The 18,334-nt window shown below is 39.4% G+C and carries 16 protein-coding genes and 1 pseudogene; 14 read left to right on the forward strand and 3 right to left on the reverse strand.

Going from position 1 to position 18,334, the window contains the following annotated elements; all coding sequences use genetic code 11:
- Window positions 1-198 precede the first annotated feature (198 nt).
- Genes F4V61_RS14465 through F4V61_RS14490 form a run of 6 tightly spaced genes read left to right on the forward strand, consistent with a single transcriptional unit; the run spans window position 199 to window position 6,478 of the window.
- A complete protein-coding gene (locus F4V61_RS14465; protein WP_001271664.1) occupies window positions 199-645 on the forward strand; it encodes a hypothetical protein in 447 nt (148 codons plus the stop codon).
- Between the two features lie 4 nt (window positions 646-649).
- Window positions 650-1,657 carry a hypothetical protein gene (locus tag F4V61_RS14470; RefSeq protein ID WP_079781948.1) on the forward strand — a complete coding sequence of 336 codons (1,008 nt, stop codon included), beginning with the start codon at window positions 650-652 and terminating at the stop codon, window positions 1,655-1,657.
- On the forward strand, window positions 1,647-2,864 hold the full coding sequence (locus F4V61_RS14475) for a TolC family protein (RefSeq protein ID WP_000855875.1): 1,218 nt from the start codon (window positions 1,647-1,649) through the stop codon (window positions 2,862-2,864). Before F4V61_RS14470 ends, F4V61_RS14475 begins: the two co-directional genes overlap by 11 nt.
- A gap of 43 nt (window positions 2,865-2,907) precedes the next feature.
- Entirely contained in the window at window positions 2,908-4,101 is a 1,194-nt protein-coding gene (locus F4V61_RS14480) for an HlyD family efflux transporter periplasmic adaptor subunit (protein ID WP_223232409.1), read from the forward strand.
- An 8-nt stretch (window positions 4,102-4,109) separates the two neighbouring features.
- Window positions 4,110-4,511, forward strand: a complete 402-nt coding sequence (locus tag F4V61_RS14485) for a hypothetical protein (protein ID WP_227005870.1) — start codon at window positions 4,110-4,112, stop codon at window positions 4,509-4,511.
- Window positions 4,508-6,478 carry an ATP-binding cassette domain-containing protein gene (locus tag F4V61_RS14490; RefSeq protein ID WP_079829248.1) on the forward strand — a complete coding sequence of 657 codons (1,971 nt, stop codon included), beginning with the start codon at window positions 4,508-4,510 and terminating at the stop codon, window positions 6,476-6,478. Before F4V61_RS14485 ends, F4V61_RS14490 begins: the two co-directional genes overlap by 4 nt.
- A 316-nt stretch (window positions 6,479-6,794) precedes the next feature.
- Here F4V61_RS14490 and rtsB read toward each other — a convergent pair whose 3' ends face one another.
- Entirely contained in the window at window positions 6,795-7,082 is a 288-nt protein-coding gene (gene rtsB, locus F4V61_RS14495; RefSeq protein ID WP_072160230.1) for a transcriptional regulator RtsB, read from the reverse strand.
- Window positions 7,079-7,954, reverse strand: coding sequence for an AraC family transcriptional regulator (locus tag F4V61_RS14500; protein WP_000921668.1), 876 nt, complete (start codon window positions 7,952-7,954; stop codon window positions 7,079-7,081). The genes rtsB and F4V61_RS14500 overlap by 4 nt, the downstream gene beginning before the upstream one ends.
- Window positions 7,955-8,429: 475 nt before the next feature.
- On the opposite strand from F4V61_RS14500, the pseudogene F4V61_RS14505 reads away from it, so the two are divergent.
- A pseudogene (locus F4V61_RS14505) lies at window positions 8,430-8,724 on the forward strand (transposase); the annotation flags it as partial.
- 556 nt (window positions 8,725-9,280) lie between these two features.
- On the opposite strand, the gene F4V61_RS14520 reads toward F4V61_RS14505, so the two are convergent.
- On the reverse strand, window positions 9,281-9,643 hold the full coding sequence (locus F4V61_RS14520; protein ID WP_012210668.1) for an EthD domain-containing protein: 363 nt from the start codon (window positions 9,641-9,643) through the stop codon (window positions 9,281-9,283).
- Window positions 9,644-9,714: 71 nt separating this feature from the next.
- On the opposite strand from F4V61_RS14520, the gene F4V61_RS14525 reads away from it, so the two are divergent.
- The 7 genes from F4V61_RS14525 to F4V61_RS14545 all read left to right on the forward strand — a co-directional run bounded on the left by F4V61_RS14525 (window position 9,715) and on the right by F4V61_RS14545 (window position 17,432).
- Window positions 9,715-10,047, forward strand: a complete 333-nt coding sequence (locus F4V61_RS14525) for a MerR family transcriptional regulator (RefSeq protein WP_001165470.1) — start codon at window positions 9,715-9,717, stop codon at window positions 10,045-10,047.
- 85 nt (window positions 10,048-10,132) lie between these two features.
- Window positions 10,133-11,389: an RNA-binding domain-containing protein gene (locus F4V61_RS22665; protein WP_306293679.1), complete on the forward strand. Its 1,257-nt coding sequence runs from the start codon at window positions 10,133-10,135 to the stop codon at window positions 11,387-11,389.
- On the forward strand, window positions 11,340-11,651 hold the full coding sequence (locus tag F4V61_RS22670) for a hypothetical protein (RefSeq protein WP_306293678.1): 312 nt from the start codon (window positions 11,340-11,342) through the stop codon (window positions 11,649-11,651). The genes F4V61_RS22665 and F4V61_RS22670 overlap by 50 nt, the downstream gene beginning before the upstream one ends.
- Window positions 11,648-12,166 carry a hypothetical protein gene (locus tag F4V61_RS22675; RefSeq protein ID WP_012210665.1) on the forward strand — a complete coding sequence of 173 codons (519 nt, stop codon included), beginning with the start codon at window positions 11,648-11,650 and terminating at the stop codon, window positions 12,164-12,166. The genes F4V61_RS22670 and F4V61_RS22675 overlap by 4 nt, the downstream gene beginning before the upstream one ends.
- A 96-nt stretch (window positions 12,167-12,262) precedes the next feature.
- Entirely contained in the window at window positions 12,263-16,456 is a 4,194-nt protein-coding gene (locus F4V61_RS14535) for a hypothetical protein (RefSeq protein ID WP_000027912.1), read from the forward strand.
- Window positions 16,457-16,752: 296 nt separating this feature from the next.
- On the forward strand, window positions 16,753-17,214 hold the full coding sequence (locus tag F4V61_RS14540; RefSeq protein ID WP_000201245.1) for a hypothetical protein: 462 nt from the start codon (window positions 16,753-16,755) through the stop codon (window positions 17,212-17,214).
- A gap of 2 nt (window positions 17,215-17,216) precedes the next feature.
- Window positions 17,217-17,432, forward strand: coding sequence for a helix-turn-helix domain-containing protein (locus F4V61_RS14545; protein WP_024132048.1), 216 nt, complete (start codon window positions 17,217-17,219; stop codon window positions 17,430-17,432).
- The last annotated feature ends 902 nt before the right edge of the window (window positions 17,433-18,334 follow it).

Genomic DNA, 18,334 nt, shown 5'->3' on the forward strand with positions numbered 1-18,334 from the left:
GTAGCTGAAAAAATAATGATTTTAATAGTGTGCTAACTTGTTTTTAGCGAAGTTTAATTTTACATTTCTGCCAGTTCGAAATAAATCAAGCAATATGCCAATGGTCTAAAGTTATAATATGTCAGGCCTATGCTTATATGTCTGAATAGTACTTATTAATTATAATTAAATCATGTCCAACAATATCAAGAAAAAGCTATGAGTGCAGAAGAAAATAATAGTGATGAAGAACTGGCGCCAATGGTTGATGGGCTAAGCGGAGCGCTTTGTATTCTGATACTTGTTTCTACAGTATTCATACTCTCAAGCACTGATTCAATTGTGACATCTGATGGTGGAGCATTAAAGTTCAGAGACTCATTTACTAATCTTAGTAAAAATACCATTTACTATAGTGGCGCTGTTTCACTTTCATCGTCTGATCTTTATCAAACCCGCAAGCACTTAGTTGACTCAGGGAAAAAGAAAATCACGCTCTATGGCGCAGTATCTAAATCTGTAGAAAACCATAAAGCAAAAAACACGTTTAATTTATTGAAGATTTATACAGACTTAAAATTACCTTCTGATATAGAAGTGGAGTTCAAAGAAGGGGATTCGTCTGCATGTGAAAAAAGTCTATCTTGTATTTACTGGAGTAATTAAATAAATGTATTTTCTTGGTCTAATTTTTTATATATTAACAGCGGTATGCTACTTATTATTTCCTGCCATTAAAAATATGGTCAATCAGGCCGCTTTTCTGGCACCGCAAATTACGTATGCATGTGGAGTATTATTTATATTACCGCTGCTCCTTTTTTTAACGCATTGGGTATTCAGACTAAAGGCAAGGAAATATTACACCCTACTAGCAACGCAAACCAAACTGGCAGCTTCGGTGGCCGTCTCCTTAGGCCTGATTGGTACCTTTATGGGGTTAACCGACATGGTTTCAGCCATTTCAGGTTCGCTAGGGGGAGAAGGCGATCTTGCGGCAAAAATGGGGGCAATGATTTCATCCATTTCATCGGCACTTACAGCAATGTCATTTGCGTTCCTGACATCTATATTAGGTGTTACGGTATCAGTATTACTTTTGGTAAGCCTAAACTTTTGGGAGTTTTACTACGAGACGGAGAATAATGCTGAAAAAATGTCAGGGAATATACCTTCAGAAAATGAGCTTAATGCGTTACTCAATAGAATAACGTTGCTGGAAGAAATTAATACCAATATCGCAAACAAACTGATTTATATTCCAGAAAATACAGAACTGGCAGAGTTATTAGTGGTAAACAACAATGCCATGGCCGAGAATTTGATACAAATAAACACCACTATTAAAAATATTGAAAAAATAACAAAAGCATTTACTGAGATAAGTGACAGTGCGCTTGTTAGTATTAATACATCACTAATGGATGTTAATCAAAGCAATATGGTAGCTAATGAAAAAATTGTCGCTGGTAATGAGCATTTAATGGATTTAAATGTTGGTGTTAACGCATTGCTGGCATTAATGAAGAAAAACTCTGAATTTAACGAGGAAATGGAAAATAAGAAATCTGAGCAGCTTAAAGTCATTATTGACAGGCAGGAAAGCTATTTCCATGAACAGTATAAGTTTAAGAATAAAATGAGACAGGTTGTAGAGGTACTGACTAATGAAAACTAATTTCATCATCATGGGGTTTCTGTTTTTTAGCCCATTAGCTTTGGCTGGTCAGGACACTTTACACTATGCAGATTTTATTAATGAGATGTATAAAGAATCAGATATGATCAAGGCTAAGGCCCTGGAGCTTGAATCCGAGTTGTTACGTGCGAAACAAACTGATCTCTATTTTATGCCTAAAATTTCCGCAGAAAGTAAATATAAATCAGATACTTCCCGCGGTGACATAACTGATTCTAAAATAACTGCGAGTTCTTTGATTTTTAGCACAACAATTGTTGAGCGTTTTAAAGAGAAAAATAGTCGAATTCATAGTGCTGAATTGTCACTTCTGAAGGAAAAAGAGACCTTATATAAATCGTTAATAGAAAATTTAATTGGCATAAAATATTATGATGACCTTGAAGTAAAGGCGAGTAAATTAGAACAGACAGCCATTGATTTATACCGTCAAATTGAGGGGAGATATCTATCCGGCATCGCTAAAGCAAGCGATGTTGAGCAGGCGCGTCTTTTGATCCAGAAAATAAAGACTGAGTCAGAAAGTATTAATAAAGAGATTGAACTACTTAAGTCTAATATAGAATTAGCCACCGGCATTGCTTTTCCTGAGCGGGGTGTTAACTTACCCGATAGTATAATTAATAAAATTAACGGCTATAATATTAACGAGAAAGAAATTTATAATAATATTGATTATAAATTATTGAACGAACAGGCTAATGCTGCAAAATTTAACGCCTGGCAGCAAGATTCATTAGTTCAGGTTAGTCTGGTCGCAGAGGAGAGATATAATAATAGTCAAAGGATTGATAAAGATTCATGGGGGGGCATTCAGGTTTCGGTAAATCTATTTGATTATGATAAAAAGATTGCCAGTCAAACCGGTATAAAATCATACCAGGTATTAAAGACAAGGATGGATTTTAAATATAAAGAATTGTTGGCAAAAATGAAATCATTACAACTGACGATAAATTCTAATCAAAAGGAACTTAAAGGATTAGAAGAGCAAAGCAGAACTACAGAAGTGATTTTAGCTAATCAGAAAAGAGAATATAATATCTCACAATCATCTTATTATGAAATGTTAAACACGCAATACGACTATTTTGCATTAGAGCGGAAAATGGTTGAAATGAAAATTAGTGATGCTATCAACAAGATATCTTTGCTACAGGTATCTGGCGAACTGTTAAGTTTGTGATATGAACAATAACCTACTATCGCGAAAGATGTTAGCGGTCTTTATGACCGTTGCTGCTTTGATTGTTTATATTTGTGTGGCGAAAATTGATATTGTCTCTCCTGGTACTGGCGTGATAACCGGTGCTTCAGATAAACTAGTAATAGTCAGTCCTGATTCAGGATTTATTAATAAATTTGATTTAAGAACTGGCTCAAAGGTTAATATCGGAGATATACTTTTTTCGTATACGAACCTTGATGTCTTTCACCAGGAAAAAACACTTAATGAGTTAGTATTATTTGCAGACAGACGGATCGTTAGCCTGGAAGAGGATCAGCGATTGCTTAAAATACTCCTGGCTGGAGAAATATCCGAGGAAAGTGAGTTTAGTACGGAAAATAAAGATTTCTTCAGTCAGGAACTTAGTGCTTATAAGCTTTTGAATGAGTATTTTTCTTTAAGAAATGAAGAAAAGAATTTAAAGCTCAGAGAGGAGAAGATGATTGAAGAAAAAAACGATCTTCACGATCGATTGCTTCTTTTGAAAAGGAAAGGAAATTTACTTAAATCGGCCCGTGCGCCAGAAATAGAGATAATAAATAATAAAACTGAAATAAGTCAAATTATATCTCAAATAACTACAGGGGAGATCAGTTTACTCTCATTACAGAATGACATTAAGCTGGCAAACAATAGGTTTCGTAGTAGCGTCCTTGAGCAACTCAATAACAATGCTGAACAACTGGAACAGTTACGTAGAGAACGTCTTGAAAATCGGGGACAATTGGAACTACTAAGAAATAAAATTAAGGCTAATAGTGTTTTATCACCGACGAATGGCATAATATTAAGTATTGAACGTAGCTTTGAGAAGGGTTCTTATGTTGAAAACTCACAGCCAGTAATGACAATAAAGAAAAGTAATGAAAGTAAAGTCATTGATGCTCGTATTTTAGCAAAATACAGGCCTTTTATCTTTATGGGCACAACGGCAAAAATTACTGTGAATTCACCTGGCTATAAAAAAACACTCTCAGGTGAAATTACGAGGATAAGTGCTGATTCGTTCTCAGATGATGAAAAAAATGGTGCTGAACGTTATTACAAAGTTGAAATAAAGCCAGATGATAAAATCATAGTCCCTCCTGAGTTAGAGGGTGTCCAGGTTAATGTATATGCGCTAAGTAAGAAAGTGACTCTGTTAAATTACATTACAGCGTTAGTCGGCGATAATATTGTATTTAATGTATGGTAACGTAAACTATGCTTGGATTTGTTTCTGCATTATCTTCCGCTGTGGCAGTAATGATATTATTACTGTCTGTATTATTAGCTAATTTGCTATCTGTAGCTATAACGAAAGACAATAAGCTTGATTCGGCAAATCTAACCTATGAAGCTGATAATAAAGATCAGACTGACGTTGTCATGGGTAAAGGATTTTCTTTGTCAGTCAAGGATCTCTTGCCGTTACGTTCATCTGATGCTGCAGTCAGACTATATTGTACATATGGTAATAATTTAAGTCTCGAGGTGGCCAAAAAATACACCACTTATAATTATATCGTTGCCAAATCAGCCTTAGGAGATAAAAAAATTATTGTAGAGCAACCGATATATGAAAATAAAAAGAATACTTGTATTGTAGAAGAAGTAAAAAAATGAATAATAACTTTTTTGAAATTATTAGAAAATATTGTCTTGTCGAAGAAATTGATTTTGTTTTTAAAAATAAAAGCAAAGAGATGTGTGATGTATTACAGAATTTTAATGATTATATAAATAATAACTTCTTTGACTATAAAATAACGACAGATAACTCTTACGATTATGCCAATTTACCAAAAACATTTATAGTAGAGTGGACAGAATCTTATTTTTTAATTTTACAAAAAGAAAAGAATAAGCTGATTAATTTAACATCTACAGATATCGTCACACAGGATGAGTTGCTTAGCAAGCGAGTATTTTATTTATCCAAGGAATTAAAAAATATAAACGATGTGGATGTTTTCGATGCTATCAAAAAGATGACGCCTGGAGCGAGTTATTTTTCTCTTGGTTTGGTTTTCTTTGCCTTGATGACGCCACTTTATTCAAACCTGTTTAACACACGCTTAATTTACAGTGATTCTTATCATTCAGTTTTCTTTGTTACTGGAATATTTATAATTTTTGTTATATTTGAACTCATTTTAAAAAGTATTATCTATGACAAAACGTCATCTCAGATTAGAAGTAACAATATAAAATGCAATGCTTTTTTTTTATATGCTTTAAAAGTTTCAAACTGCAGAAATGCGGCAGTAAAGATACGCACTATTGAATCTTCTGTAGCATCATTCTGGGAATCTTATCCTTTAATTTCAGTAGATTTCTCATTAACTTTTCTTTTTATAGTATGCCTTTTTGTTATGATGGGAGTTTATGCTTTCCCACTGTTTATCTATTATATGGTGTTAACTTTTCTTTGTGTTTACATCCGTTTTTCTGCCTATAAAAAAACGCTGCAAACGAATACCGCCAGTTATGAAAAAATGTCTACATTAATATCATTAGAAGCAAAAAGAAAAGAGTTGAAGTTTCTACGCAGCACCTTTTTTGAAAAGCTATTGATGGATAAAACTAATCGTGACGAATATACCAAAATGGAAATGAATATTGAAAATCATCATTGGGCTGAAATGATAAAGGCTAACTCTTTTGTTTCTATGATTGTGATGTTTATTTCATCCTATTTTGCTGTCGTCAATGGTAGTTTGACGACAGCCTCTATTATTGCCATTATGATTATCAACTCTCGGCTCTCAGGGGCTTTAGTTGGGGGCGTTAATAAGTTATATTTATCACGATTACATTCGTTTCACATCATGAATAGTTTAAGCGAGCTATTAAAAGATAAAGATACATTTGTATCGCATAGCGGTATATATATATCACGGATTCAACAACTATCAGTTGAAAAATTATCTATTTCGTTTGCCGAACGAAAACTGATCGAACCGCTCTCATTTACGGCTGTTCCTGGAGATTTTATTGGCATTGTTGGTGCATCAGGAGCGGGTAAATCATCTTTAATTAAAGCACTGTCAAACTCTATTAATTGCTATACAGGGTCAGTTAAGCTAAATAATGTTGATATAACACACATTTCTGAAGAGTATATACAGAGCTGTATCGCTTATCACTCTACAAACAGCTCTTTTATAAAGGGCTCGCTTCGTGAAAATTTCATGATATATGGTGTTGTTGATGATAGTGATATCATAGAGATATTAACTTTATGCTGTAGAAATCTTATTCTTTCGAAAGAAAACGTAGACGAAAAATTTGTTGATGAGCTAAACCTTTCCAATGGGGAAAAACAAAAAATTTTATTATGTCTGGCATTATTTAAAAAACCGGAGATGGTGTTCTTGGATGAATCGACATCTTATCTTTCAACCGCTGACGCTTTAGATTTTCTGGAAAGAATAAAACATCTTTACTCAGATAGTATTGTCATTTTTGCGACCCATGATATATCACTACAAAGGTTATTTACTCGAAAGATTGAACTCTCACATGAACATTTAAGAACTGTAAGTTGTAATACAACGATAAGTATTCCGAAAATGAAACTGAATGGATGAAAAGGTTTAGGTTAGTATGTATGGGATTAAAACGGTAGTGTTTTTGGTAGTGGCGATTTAAGCCAGATTATATACAATATGTAAAGCGGTGATATGAATATTACCGCTTATAAAACTATTTGATCATTTTCTGGCTCAATGAATCTATTGACGTCACGAAAAAACCTATATTATAAATAACTATTGTAGTGAAATCATAATATCTGAAACTGTAAGATTACTGACATGACTGCACCTCCAATAGAACGTTACTATGTGACCAGTACTTTACTGTTAGTCTATTTTAATCATGGTATTTCTGAATGTTATGATCAAATCAAGTTATCTCTATTGAAATAGAAAACTCAGTTAACATTAAATGAATTAGTTCCACATCAGTAGTGATAGCCATTTTTCTATAAGCTGATCTTTTTTGGGTTGAAATGGTCTTGATGTTTCGATCTAATAAGTTTGAACAGCTTTTTACCGATAACCCTGCTGCGATATAATAAATAACCTTTTTTTCGCTCAACGTTAAATTAAACTTTTCAGCGAGTAAGAGGATGCCATTTTTTATATTAATATGCTTTAACTTATTCTTATACTGCATTGCTATATATCTCAGTTGACAAATTGATATTGAGAGGAAGACAAAAAAGATAGGAATTCTGAGGGCGTTGTTTTAAAATGTTTTTTAAAAACACATGTAAAATAAGAAGCACTATCATAGCCACACATATACGCCACACGAGTAACATTATACTCACTATTGCGTAGAAGCTTTGCCGCTTTATTCATTCGCGCATTAAGGTAAACCTCGCTGAATGAGGTGTTCTCTTGTTTTAGTTTCCTTTTTAATGTGGAGCAACTCATATAAAGTGAATCAGAAATATCCTTGAGTGTCCATTTTCGACTTATGTCACTTATAATAATATTATAGATATTTTCGGCTACTGAATTTTGCGATAGTTCTCTAAAGAGAGAAAATGCCTCAGGTTCAGAAATGAACTCTGAAAGTAGAAATCTTATTAAATATTGTTTTTTATCTTGTGGCAATTTCTGATTCTTATTTGAAGTGTATAAAAGATCGAATACTCGTGCTACTCCTGTTTCTATTGGCGCTAATAAATGTTTTGTAGTCGGTTTTGTTAGGGGGGCATGAAACTCTGCATGTTCATACAGAAAAAAATTATAAGTATTTTTGATTGATGCGGAATCTAGTTCAATTAAATTATAATTTAACTTTTCATTGGTCTCTTCCTGGATGATATGAATGGTTTGCTCTTTTGCTAAAAATATTAACATTGGCCCTATTATCGTAATATGTTCTCCGGACGATGTCGTAATTGTAATTTTACCCGTAGTGAGCTTGATGAGCACTGACTGCACTAAATTTAATCCCTGAAGTGATAAGGTCTTCCTCTGCCAGCTTTGTGCTGATTGTAAAAATTCAACGTTCCCCACCGGGACAGGTGAGGGATTGAAGACTTTTAGCATGATAATTTCCTTTTATTCAATGTGTGTAAATTACAATTTATTCTTGCAAATATTTTAAACGAGAACGGTGGATATATAGTTATATGTGTTAGCTATCTTAAGGTTTTAGTTATTAAATTTTCAATTTTTTATGAAAATCGGTATATATATTTTGTTGCTATATATTATAGTATCGTTAAAAAACCATCCAGCGTATAAAAAAAAGATGGAAATTTACAAGGATTGGCTCATATTCTTATCAAGTTATCTCCTTTAGATTTGAATTAAGTAATAACTATACTTAATTTTTTTGTGGGGGATACAAATTCTGGTATTAATTTATGATAAGTTTTTTCTGAGTCTTAAATATTAACGTTCTTGATTAAGAAAGAGGATACAAAGCGGTAAAGGTATACTATCGGCAGATAGATGTCTGAATCGCCACGGGTTTAACAGACACCTCAGAGTCATTTAAAATGACTTGATGAGAGGCGCCATGAGCGGTAAGCATTATCCCGAAGAGTTTAAAATTGGAGCAGTCAAACAGGTTGTTGATCGCGGTCATTCTGTTTCCAGCGTTGCAACACGTCTCGATATCACCACCCACAGCCTTTACGCCTGGATAAAGAAGTACGGTCCGGACTCATCCATTAATAAAGAACAGTCAGATGCTCAGGCCGGGCTCCGCCGGCTCCAGAAAGAGCTGAAGCGGGTTACTGACGAACGGGACATATTAAAAAAGCCGCGGCGTACTTCGCAAAGCTGTCCGACTGAGGTACGCCTTTATACGCGGTGAAGAAACTGCTGGGTCATGTCAGCATCACATCGACGCTGGAATACATTGATGAAAGTGTTGATAGCCTGCGGGATATACTGGAAACGGAGTTGATGTAGCAGCCTGATGAATATAGCGCTGACACAATTTGACATTAACAACAAATATCTGTAAAGATCACGCACGAAAAAACAGACTTGCGCGAACAAGTCTGTTTTTCAAGAGCCTTTCTTCCAACAACAAGTAACAGCGTTACATCGTGTTTTTACTGGCTCGCCTTCCTGTCCGTCAGGATTGCATCTTGCAAATCTGACCAACCGGCTTTGAATAGTGGTGCCGGACTCGGAATCATATCCACGATTAACATGCTGTTTGTTATTGGTTTTGTTGATATTTCTCACAAACAGCGCCCTCACTAAGGCCCCCATAACAAATCGCTTTATTTTTGTGATGTTCATCACGAAAAATGTTATTTTGGCACCTGAATTTGTCAGTTTAAATTTTTATCCCAAAGTCGCCTTTGGATGGACAAAAATCAAAATTTTCAAACCGCTATTTCTTTTACTCAGAAATCACACACAACTCCTCGCCGTACCAGAGTTGCGACTGTTCCAAATCCACGAATTTACCCTCATCATCATAAGCTCCCGAAGGGCGCTTAAACCTTCCGTTGTTTTTCGGGCCACAAGATGCGATTCCAGGTCCCACCATAATTCGGCGCAACCGTCAAAATCGACGGGTGCTGAATTTCTTGTCTGCTGAAGTGCTGATTGCGCTGCATTGTTTGCAATGGGCGTAGTCTGGACATACTTACGGATGCCGAGGCATTCGGCGTGTTTAATCACCAATAGAGTATGATGGTTGCGCCAGTAATGATCAAACTCTTCCCGCGTTAAATGGGTACGTCTTTTGACACACATAATTAATTTTAACATGTCGCTATTCCTGTTATTTCGGGAACTCAAAGCTTACACTCTGACAGCGTTGTCATAGTCAAGAGGACGTTATGCAAATTGGAAAACTGGCGGCGCTGACCGGCGTGAGCATACGAATGCTACGGTATTACGAAAGTGCCGGCTTGCTTCATCCTGCGCGAACCGACGCAGGCTATCGCAGTTTCACGTCAGAAGATGTGGATATTGTCAGACGAATACTCATTCTGAATGGCGCAGGTTTCACCCTACCGGTTGTTCGTCGTTTGTTGAATTGCGTACATTCGGGAATGGAACCCTGCGAGGAACTGAAAACTAAAGTGCGGGAACAACTGACGCAGATAGACTGTCAGTTTGAAGCGCTCTCGGAAAGTCGTAAGCTTCTTAATAAACTTCTCATGATCTGAATTTTGTCTTATCCCTTACAACCTACCGGATATTCGGTAGATGCGGTATCATATAGCAGAACATTTTTCAGCCAGAGGAACCTCTATGCCTTTGCAAATAAAAGACATTATAGATCTGCAAACCCTTGTCGAGTCGGAACAGGTAGAGTTCAAGCTGGCAGGGGGGGGGAAAGACGGCAAAGGCGAGTTACCGAAAGACTTCTGGCCCACCTATTCCGCAATGGCGAATGGTCGGGGCGGTTGGGTAGTTCTCGGTGTAAAAGAACAGGCTGGAAAATTTATACCAGTTGGTATTGTTGATCCCGAAAAGATTAAGGCCGATCTGTTTAATCAGTTAAACGATCGCGATCGGGTCAGTGCGAATGTGCTGAGATCAGAAAACGATGTGCAACAGGTCTCTTTGCAGGGAACGGACGTTCTGGCGATCCATATTCCACAGGCGATGCGCAAACAAAAGCCGGTTCACCTGAAAAAGTCCCCATTTGGTAACACCTATCAACGTCTGCACGAAGGCGATCGCGTTTGTGATGATATGACCGTCAAGCGGATGCTTGCAGAGCAGATCCACGACAGCCGCGATAATGAAGTGCTTTCCGAACACTACACCTTTCAGGACGACATCGATCTGGACAGCCTGAAAGTCTATCGCAATCTGCTATCGGCAAATAACCCGCAGCATCCTTATCTGGCCTGTGAGCCGTTTGAATTATTTAAAATGGTTGGTGGGTGGCGTAAAGACAGAGAAACCGGGAAAAAAGGGATTACGCTGGCTGGCGTTCTCATGTTTGGAAAATGGGATGCGATTATTGCCGCAGCGCCTAACTACATGGTGGATTATCAGGAACGCCCCGAAGCTAAAACAGAATTACGCTGGGTGGATCGGGTATGCCCGGACGGTACATGGTCAGGGAACTTGTTTGATTTTTATCGCAAGGTATACCAAAAGCTGGTCGCCGATCTTAAAGTCCCCTTTACGCTTGAAGAGGGTCAGCGCAGAACGGATACGCCAGTACATATCGCACTGCGTGAAGCGCTGGTCAACACGCTGGTCCATGCTGATTTTACCGATCGGGTTTCTATTCTGATCGTCAAACGTCCCGATATGTTTGGCTTTCGCAACCCCGGCTTGATGCGCCTGCCGCTGGAGGATGTGATTGCGGGCGGCGTCAGTGATTGCCGCAACAGGTTGCTACACCAGATGTTTTTGCTGATTGGTCTGGGTGAGAAAGCAGGTTCAGGGATGCCGAAGATTTTCAGCGGCTGGAAATCGGCTAACTGGCGAACCCCAAACTTTGGGAAAGACGTTTCCTGCACAGACGCTATTAGAGCTTTCTACGGCTAGCCTGATCCCGCAGCATGTTCTGGATGATTTGCATCAGCGGTTTGGTGAAACCTTCGATCAGCTTGATGATTTTGAACAGGTGATTGTTGCAACGGCGGCGATTGAAGGCTGGGTTAACCATGAACGCGCTTGCCAGTTAACAACCCGTCATTCCCGCGAAGTCACGCTGACACTTCCCCGACTGGAAAGTAAAGGTTTTCTGGTCGCAGGGGGGGGGAGCAGAAAAGCAAATATTACACCTTGCCCGGCGTATCGGTCATGACGCCGGATGAAGTTTTCTCGTTGGGGGCGGTTGTGAGCTCCACACATAACGAGGGGAACTCCGCATATAACGAGCAGAGGTCCACACATAACGAGGGTAACTCCACATATAACGAGAAGAGGTCCACACATAACGAGGAAAACTCCACTTATAACGCCGGGGACGATCAACCCGCGTCCCGGGATGAGTATGGACGTTTGCTTAACCGCTTTATCGACAGACCCTATATTGATGATGTTGATAATCTCACCGAAGCTTTCAGGGATTCGTTGTTTACTTTAGCAGCGGTTCCGCGTGAAAGGCTGCGTCTTGGGGATAAGGAGCTGATGAAGAGTGTGATCCTGAATGTGTGTCAGGGGCAGTATATTTCCGTTGCTGCGTTGGGGCAGATCCTTAGTCGTAACCCTAATGCGCTGCGTCAGCAGTACTTGAAACCGCTGGTGGAGCAAGGGGAACTGAAACTGGCGTTTCCGCAGTATAAGAATGACCCTAAGCAGGGGTATAGTGCGGTTTGATACTATATCTGGTCCATAACATTCGTAAGATTTTTGATATTCAATAAATATGCGCCTCGTGTCGTTGAGTTTGAACACACATCGTAAGGAATTAATATGTCGATAAGATGGGAAAGCATCAGGACGTTCAATAATTCTCAAAATAATGCTTTTGAAGAACTGATTTGTCAGTTAGCAAGAGAAGAACCTATTATTAACAAAATAGATTTTCGCCGTGTGGCAGCACCAGATGGTGGCGTTGAAGCTTATTGTGTACTGGATGATGGTACTGAATATGGCTGGCAGGCAAAGTATTTTTTTAGTATGGGTGATGCTCAGTGGAAACAGTTAAAAGAATCATTTGAAACTGCTTTAAAAACCCATCCAAACCTTACCAAATATTATATCTGTATTCCGTTAGATCGACAGGATCCTCGTAGAAAGGATCAGGATTGGTTTATGGATAAATGGAATAAAAAGGTTGCAGAATGGACTCAATACGCTAAGGGACTAGGAAGAAATATCAGTATTGAGTATTGGGGAAGCTCGGAACTAACCCATCGGTTATCACAAGAGAATAATGCTGGCCGGTTACATTTTTGGTTTTCAGCGGAAGAGTTTACCACTCGTTGGTTTAGCGAACAGATAGAAGAGAGTACTAAAAACCTTGGCAAGCGATATACTCCTGAACTGAATGTCGAACTGGATATTGCCAGAAATTTTGATGCAATCAGCAGAAATAGTGATTTTTATAAGGTAGCACATAAATATTTTCATGATTTTCTTGCAAAACTTAACAAGTTTACAGATAGAGCTATTCATTATTCTGGTAATAACACATCCGAACAATTTAAGCGCTGGATTTCTGAAGTTAAAGACAGCTTTGTTCCCGAAGGCCGTGGATTGGAACAGTTTGATATAAATTTATTGTTGAGTCACATAGATAATATTAGTAAGTACTTATCTGATTTTGAACATGAATTTATTGTTAATAGTGACAAGAAAAATGACGATCTGAGGTATCAGGTTAATAATGTCTGGCAGGCAATTTCTGACTTTTCAGACTTTATCAAGGGCCCACTGTTGAAATTAGCAAATAGCCCTCTAATGATTCTGTCAGGGGAGGCCGGGATTGGAAAATCTCATTTATTAGCGGATATAGCAAACCATCGAATAAAAAGTAGGATTCCTTGCCTATTACTTCTGGGGCAAAACTTTGTATCAGAAGAGTCACCATGGACACAAATACTAAGAAATATTCTGCGTGTTGATGGTAAAGAAAATGTCTTATTAGGGGCATTGAATGCCAGAGCTGAGGCTCAGGGAGAACGTCTGCTATTTATTATTGATGCAATCAATGAAGAGAAAGGACGGTATTTTTGGCCCGATTATATAGTCGGCATGATAAATCAGTTCTCTAAATATCCTTGGCTTGGGCTTGTTTTGAGTATCAGAAGCTCATATGAAAAATTAATTGTCCCCAAAGACTTTTTCGATGAAAATAAAATAACACGAATTGCTCATTCTGGTTTTGGGAGTGTCGAATATCAGGCATCTAAGTTCTTCTTTTCTCAATATGGTATAGAGCAACCGGGAGTCCCGATATTACATCCTGAATTCAGTAATCCACTTTTTCTTAAAATTTTTTGCGAAGGTCTATATCGTTCTGGATTAAATAAAATTCCGAAAGGATATTCTGGGATAAGTAATATCATTTCATTTTTCATAAACAGTATTGAGGTTAAGTTATCGAGACCTTCCTCTTTCAATTACCCTGAAAATTTTAAGCTTATAGAAAAAACCATTAATGAATTAATAGAATATAAGCTAAATAATGACTTGAGTTTTATTCCGTATGAAGCGGCATTTGATATTGCAGAGAAAATGATTGGTCGATATAGTGATCGACGTCGTTTCCTCGATGAATTAATTTCAGAAGGGATATTGTCAAAGAATATCTATTGGAATTCGAAAGATAATTATGAAGAAGGGGTATATCTGGCTTATGAACGATTTGAAGACCATCTGACAGTATCTTTTCTTTTAGATAAATATTCAATAAATAATAATGATGCACTAGATTCTTTTTTTAAAGAGAATGGTGAGTTATATAAATATATAAAATCGAACTATTTTTATCAGGGTATAATTGAATCACTTTCTATTCAGTTGCCTGAGAGATTTGGCAAAGAGCTTTATGAATTGGTTGAAATTGAGTATAAAAAACATGATGGTATTATTCGTGCATTTATCTCAAGTCTTATCTGGCGTAAGCCTGATAATATTGAGGAAAAGACGCTTGAATATATTAATAAATATATCATTCCATTTGATAACGGCTTTGATGCCTTTATGCAAATGGTTTATACCGTATCCTCCGACCCCGAACATATTTATAATGCAGACAAGTTACACAAATTTCTTTCAAAACATTCAATGGCAATCAGAGATTCATTCTGGACGAAGTATCTCCATAATTTAGATTATTACGAAACTTCTTCGATGCAGCGTTTAATTGACTGGGCTGGCGCGGAAGAGGATAAGTTTTATTTATCGGATGACTCAAGATTACTGGCTGCTAAGGCGTTGTCATGGCTACTGACGAGCACGAATATCAAATTACGAGATAGCGCAACGAAATCGTTAGCCAATTTATTGAAAAATAGTATTAAAACGATTACGGCGCTCATAGACAGCTTTAAAGATGTTAATGATCCTTACGTACTGGAGCGGATCCTGGCGGCCTCTTATGGCGCGGTTTTAAATTCTGTTACTCTGGATGATTTAGATAAACTGTCTGAAAATATTGTTGCCACTATTTTTGAAGCTAAAGAAGTATATCCTAATGTTCTTGTCAGGGATTATGCCAGAAATATAATAGAATATGCTTTATATAAAAAAGTATATCAAATGGATAATGTTGATATTATTCGGCCTCCATATCGAAGTGATTTTCCAACGACTTTCCCAACCAATGAGGAAATTGATGCGTATAAATATGATTATAATGCTGCGGATTTTAAAGATTACTATTGGGGACAAAATACAATATTAAGCTCCATGGTTACTGAGTATGGACGGGGGATCTGTAGCTATGGTGATTTCGGACGTTATACTTTTCAGAGTGCATTATCTGGATGGTGTGATTTTGACCCTAATGATCTAAGTAACTATGCCTGTAAACTGATTTTTGAGAAATATGGCTATGATGTTGAGAAGCATGGACAGTTTGATCGATACGCCAGTGAGGGGGATAGAAGCAGGAACAAAAAAGAAAGAATAGGTAAAAAATACCAATGGATTGCATTGTATGAGGTTTTGGCGCGTATTGCGGACAATCATCAGGTGGTCGAAGGGGGCAGTCTCTGGTCAGAGTCGAAAAATTATGTCTGGTTTCAGGGGCCCTGGGAATTGTTTGTCAGAAAAATAGATCCAACCACGCCATCTTATAGCAAAGAGATTATAAGACAAAAAAGCTTCTGGAATAATGAAAATCCATATAATGACTGGGATAGCACTATTAATGATTGGTTGAAGAGAGAGGCTAATTTACCTGATCCACTTGAACTGATATCAGTTCTGTCTGCTGATGATAAAAAATATTTATTACTTGATGGCTTTTTTACATGGGATGAGCCACTTCCTCTTGGTGAGGACGAATATGGCTATGCAAAAAAACACCTTTGGTATCATATTAGAAGTTATTTATTAAAAGAAGATGAATTACCAACGCTAATATCCAATTTGAATAAAGATCTGCCATTAATCCGAAATTTACCAGAATCGCATGATCAATACCGAGTCTTTAGCCGAGAGTATTACTGGTCGCCTGCATATCAATATTTTGACGACCCGTACTACGGAGATAAGGGATGGCAGAATATTTATACTGATTGGCAAAAGCAGGGAGAACCCATTGCGACGATTTGTCTGACATCTGAAAGTCATCATTGGGAGTCTGATTCGTCCGGTGATAATGAACTATCATATCTGGCACCTTGCGAATTTATGTATCATGGTATGAAGTTGAATTATTCTGAAAATACAGGAGAATGGTTGGATAGTGATGGCGATGTTATATTTTTGGATCCGTCTATTCACAATGAAAATAAATCAGCACTCATTGTTGATAAAGATAAACTAGAGCAATTTTTATTAAAAAATGAATTGAATATAGTTTGGGTTGTTACCGGTGAAAAGAATATTCACTCAATGCGTCCTATTGATCTCGATGGTGATAAATGGCTGGAGATATATGGGATTTATACTTTAAAGAATAATAATGTAGACGGGTGGAGAATAATTAAATAAGGGGCTAAAAATTTCTTGCCATCTGTTACCAATAGCGGTATCTTTTCCCGGAACCTGCAAAATCAGGTGCCGGGATTAGCCTCCTGAAGATATTCCTTACTGGCGACATATGGCGCGCTTAGCGTCTTTTTTATGTCGTGCGCACGGTTACACCTCAATGGCGGGCCGGGCGGGGGCGTCGCAAGACGCGCCGGTGTCCAGTAAGGCCGGTAAGGCTAACCCCGTCCGGTTCCGCCACCCGTGAGATTAGCCTCTCCGGTGGTGGTTCAAACAATCACTTACTGGAGGCTGCCACTATGGCTACGATCCCCGCTCAGATACACCCGTTACTTTCCGTTCCCTTTAATGCCACCACGGACTTCACCGTCCTTGCCACTCACTGCGAAAACTTCGCCGAAACCCTGATGGAAAGCGACGACCCGGCGCTGCGGCTGGCGCTTTGCGGACGGCTTGCCGCCTGCCTCTCGCTGCTGCGGCCCACGCTGAACGACCCCATCCCGCCCCACCTGATCGAAAGCCTGACCGTTGATTTTCTTCCTGCCACTCATCCCCGCTTTGAACCCGGTTCCGAATTACTTTGCGACTACTCACTTACGCTGGCGCAGCTTCTTACGGGACGGGCGCTACTGCCGAAAATGGAACGGACGCTGACCGGATTACTGTGTGAACTGGTCTGGTATTTCGCCGCCGAACTCAACGCCCCGCGCTGGCTGCGCACCGCCGACGGCGTAAAGTTTATTGACGAGGTGGTGGCATGAGCATGATGCAACCGGACTGGCATCCGGCGGATATCATTGCCGGATTGAAGAAGAGAGGCACGTCGCTGGCTGCCATTTCCCGTCGGTCAGGGCTGGCCTCCTCCACGCTGGCAAACGCCCTTAATCGCCGCTGGCCCAAAGGCGAACGACTGATCGCCGACGCGCTGGGCGTTGCGCCTGAAAAAATCTGGCCTTCCCGCTATCTCAGACCGCGTTAAAACAGACTCTCCCCACCTTCCGCCAGCAAAAGCTGGCGGAAGGTGGGGAGGAGCCAAGCGCGGCAGACTGTCATTCACAAAATGACGAAAAAATCCAAAAACAACTCAATTTCCATAAAAAAGGTTTCCCCTTTTCATCCGCGTAAACCGGGGGTAATCTCCTTCCTGCACTATGCTGCTCCGGCAGCCCCCAATGCTTCATGACCTGAAAGAAGCGCCTGACTCGTCAGGAGATGGTTGCCATTTTACCGGCAGGACCTCTGCAAAAATGCCGGGTCGCAAAGCATCGCGGCAGAGGTTGAGAGTTATACACGCTACATCCTTTCACTGCGCCAGTTCGCTGGCTATGTTTTCATCTGACCGGAAGTCTCACGATTTTCCGGCTCATCTGTACTTGCTGATTGTCAGCGCTTTTTATCTGCGCCTGATATCTGGTCAATGCTGCTCTGCGCCGGAAACTTTCCGGTAAATCCTGCACCTGCTGCCACACCAGCACTCTTTACGTTACGGGCTGCGGCCTGCAAAGACGTCCGGCTTTGCTGCCGCGTGGCCGTAAAGCTGCACCAGAATGCGCTCTTCCGGAGCACGACTCCTGACCGGGGCGTCACTTGAGTCCCGTATTACGGGCGCAAGTGACGCCGTTCCACCACGCCGACGCAGGCCATGAGACGTCTGGCCTGCGCCCTCAATCCCCCACACTGACACGCTGTTTTCAGGTCGCTGTCGGTTCAGAAAAGGAGAAAAAGATAGATACCGAGGGGGGCATGACGCCCCGGAGAATTTCCTGCTCACGCAGGCAGCCTGTACCGCGTACAGTCTGAAACTCCCTGGACCTCAACAACCTGCCACCCCGGCGTGAAGGTATCGTTCTGGCGCAGCCAAAAAGCATACGCCGGGGCCAG

It is taken from the genome of Salmonella enterica subsp. arizonae, assembly GCF_008692845.1.
Classification (GTDB): Bacteria; Pseudomonadota; Gammaproteobacteria; order Enterobacterales; family Enterobacteriaceae; genus Salmonella; species Salmonella arizonae.

Bases quoted from the DNA above. Each gene is read 5' to 3' on its own strand.
- F4V61_RS14465 (WP_001271664.1), top strand. From the start codon at position 199: ATGAGTGCAGAAGAAAATAATAGTGATGAAGAACTGGCGCCAATGGTT.
- F4V61_RS14470 (WP_079781948.1), top strand. From the start codon at position 650: ATGTATTTTCTTGGTCTAATTTTTTATATATTAACAGCGGTATGCTAC.
- F4V61_RS14475 (WP_000855875.1), top strand. From the start codon at position 1,647: ATGAAAACTAATTTCATCATCATGGGGTTTCTGTTTTTTAGCCCATTA.
- F4V61_RS14480 (WP_223232409.1), top strand. From the start codon at position 2,908: ATGACCGTTGCTGCTTTGATTGTTTATATTTGTGTGGCGAAAATTGAT.
- F4V61_RS14485 (WP_227005870.1), top strand. From the start codon at position 4,110: ATGCTTGGATTTGTTTCTGCATTATCTTCCGCTGTGGCAGTAATGATA.
- F4V61_RS14490 (WP_079829248.1), top strand. From the start codon at position 4,508: ATGAATAATAACTTTTTTGAAATTATTAGAAAATATTGTCTTGTCGAA.
- F4V61_RS14500 (WP_000921668.1), bottom strand. From the start codon at position 7,954: ATGCTAAAAGTCTTCAATCCCTCACCTGTCCCGGTGGGGAACGTTGAA.
- F4V61_RS14520 (WP_012210668.1), bottom strand. From the start codon at position 9,643: ATGTTAAAATTAATTATGTGTGTCAAAAGACGTACCCATTTAACGCGG.
- F4V61_RS14525 (WP_001165470.1), top strand. From the start codon at position 9,715: ATGCAAATTGGAAAACTGGCGGCGCTGACCGGCGTGAGCATACGAATG.
- F4V61_RS22665 (WP_306293679.1), top strand. From the start codon at position 10,133: ATGCCTTTGCAAATAAAAGACATTATAGATCTGCAAACCCTTGTCGAG.
- F4V61_RS22675 (WP_012210665.1), top strand. From the start codon at position 11,648: ATGACGCCGGATGAAGTTTTCTCGTTGGGGGCGGTTGTGAGCTCCACA.
- F4V61_RS14535 (WP_000027912.1), top strand. From the start codon at position 12,263: ATGTCGATAAGATGGGAAAGCATCAGGACGTTCAATAATTCTCAAAAT.
- F4V61_RS14540 (WP_000201245.1), top strand. From the start codon at position 16,753: ATGGCTACGATCCCCGCTCAGATACACCCGTTACTTTCCGTTCCCTTT.
- F4V61_RS14545 (WP_024132048.1), top strand. From the start codon at position 17,217: ATGATGCAACCGGACTGGCATCCGGCGGATATCATTGCCGGATTGAAG.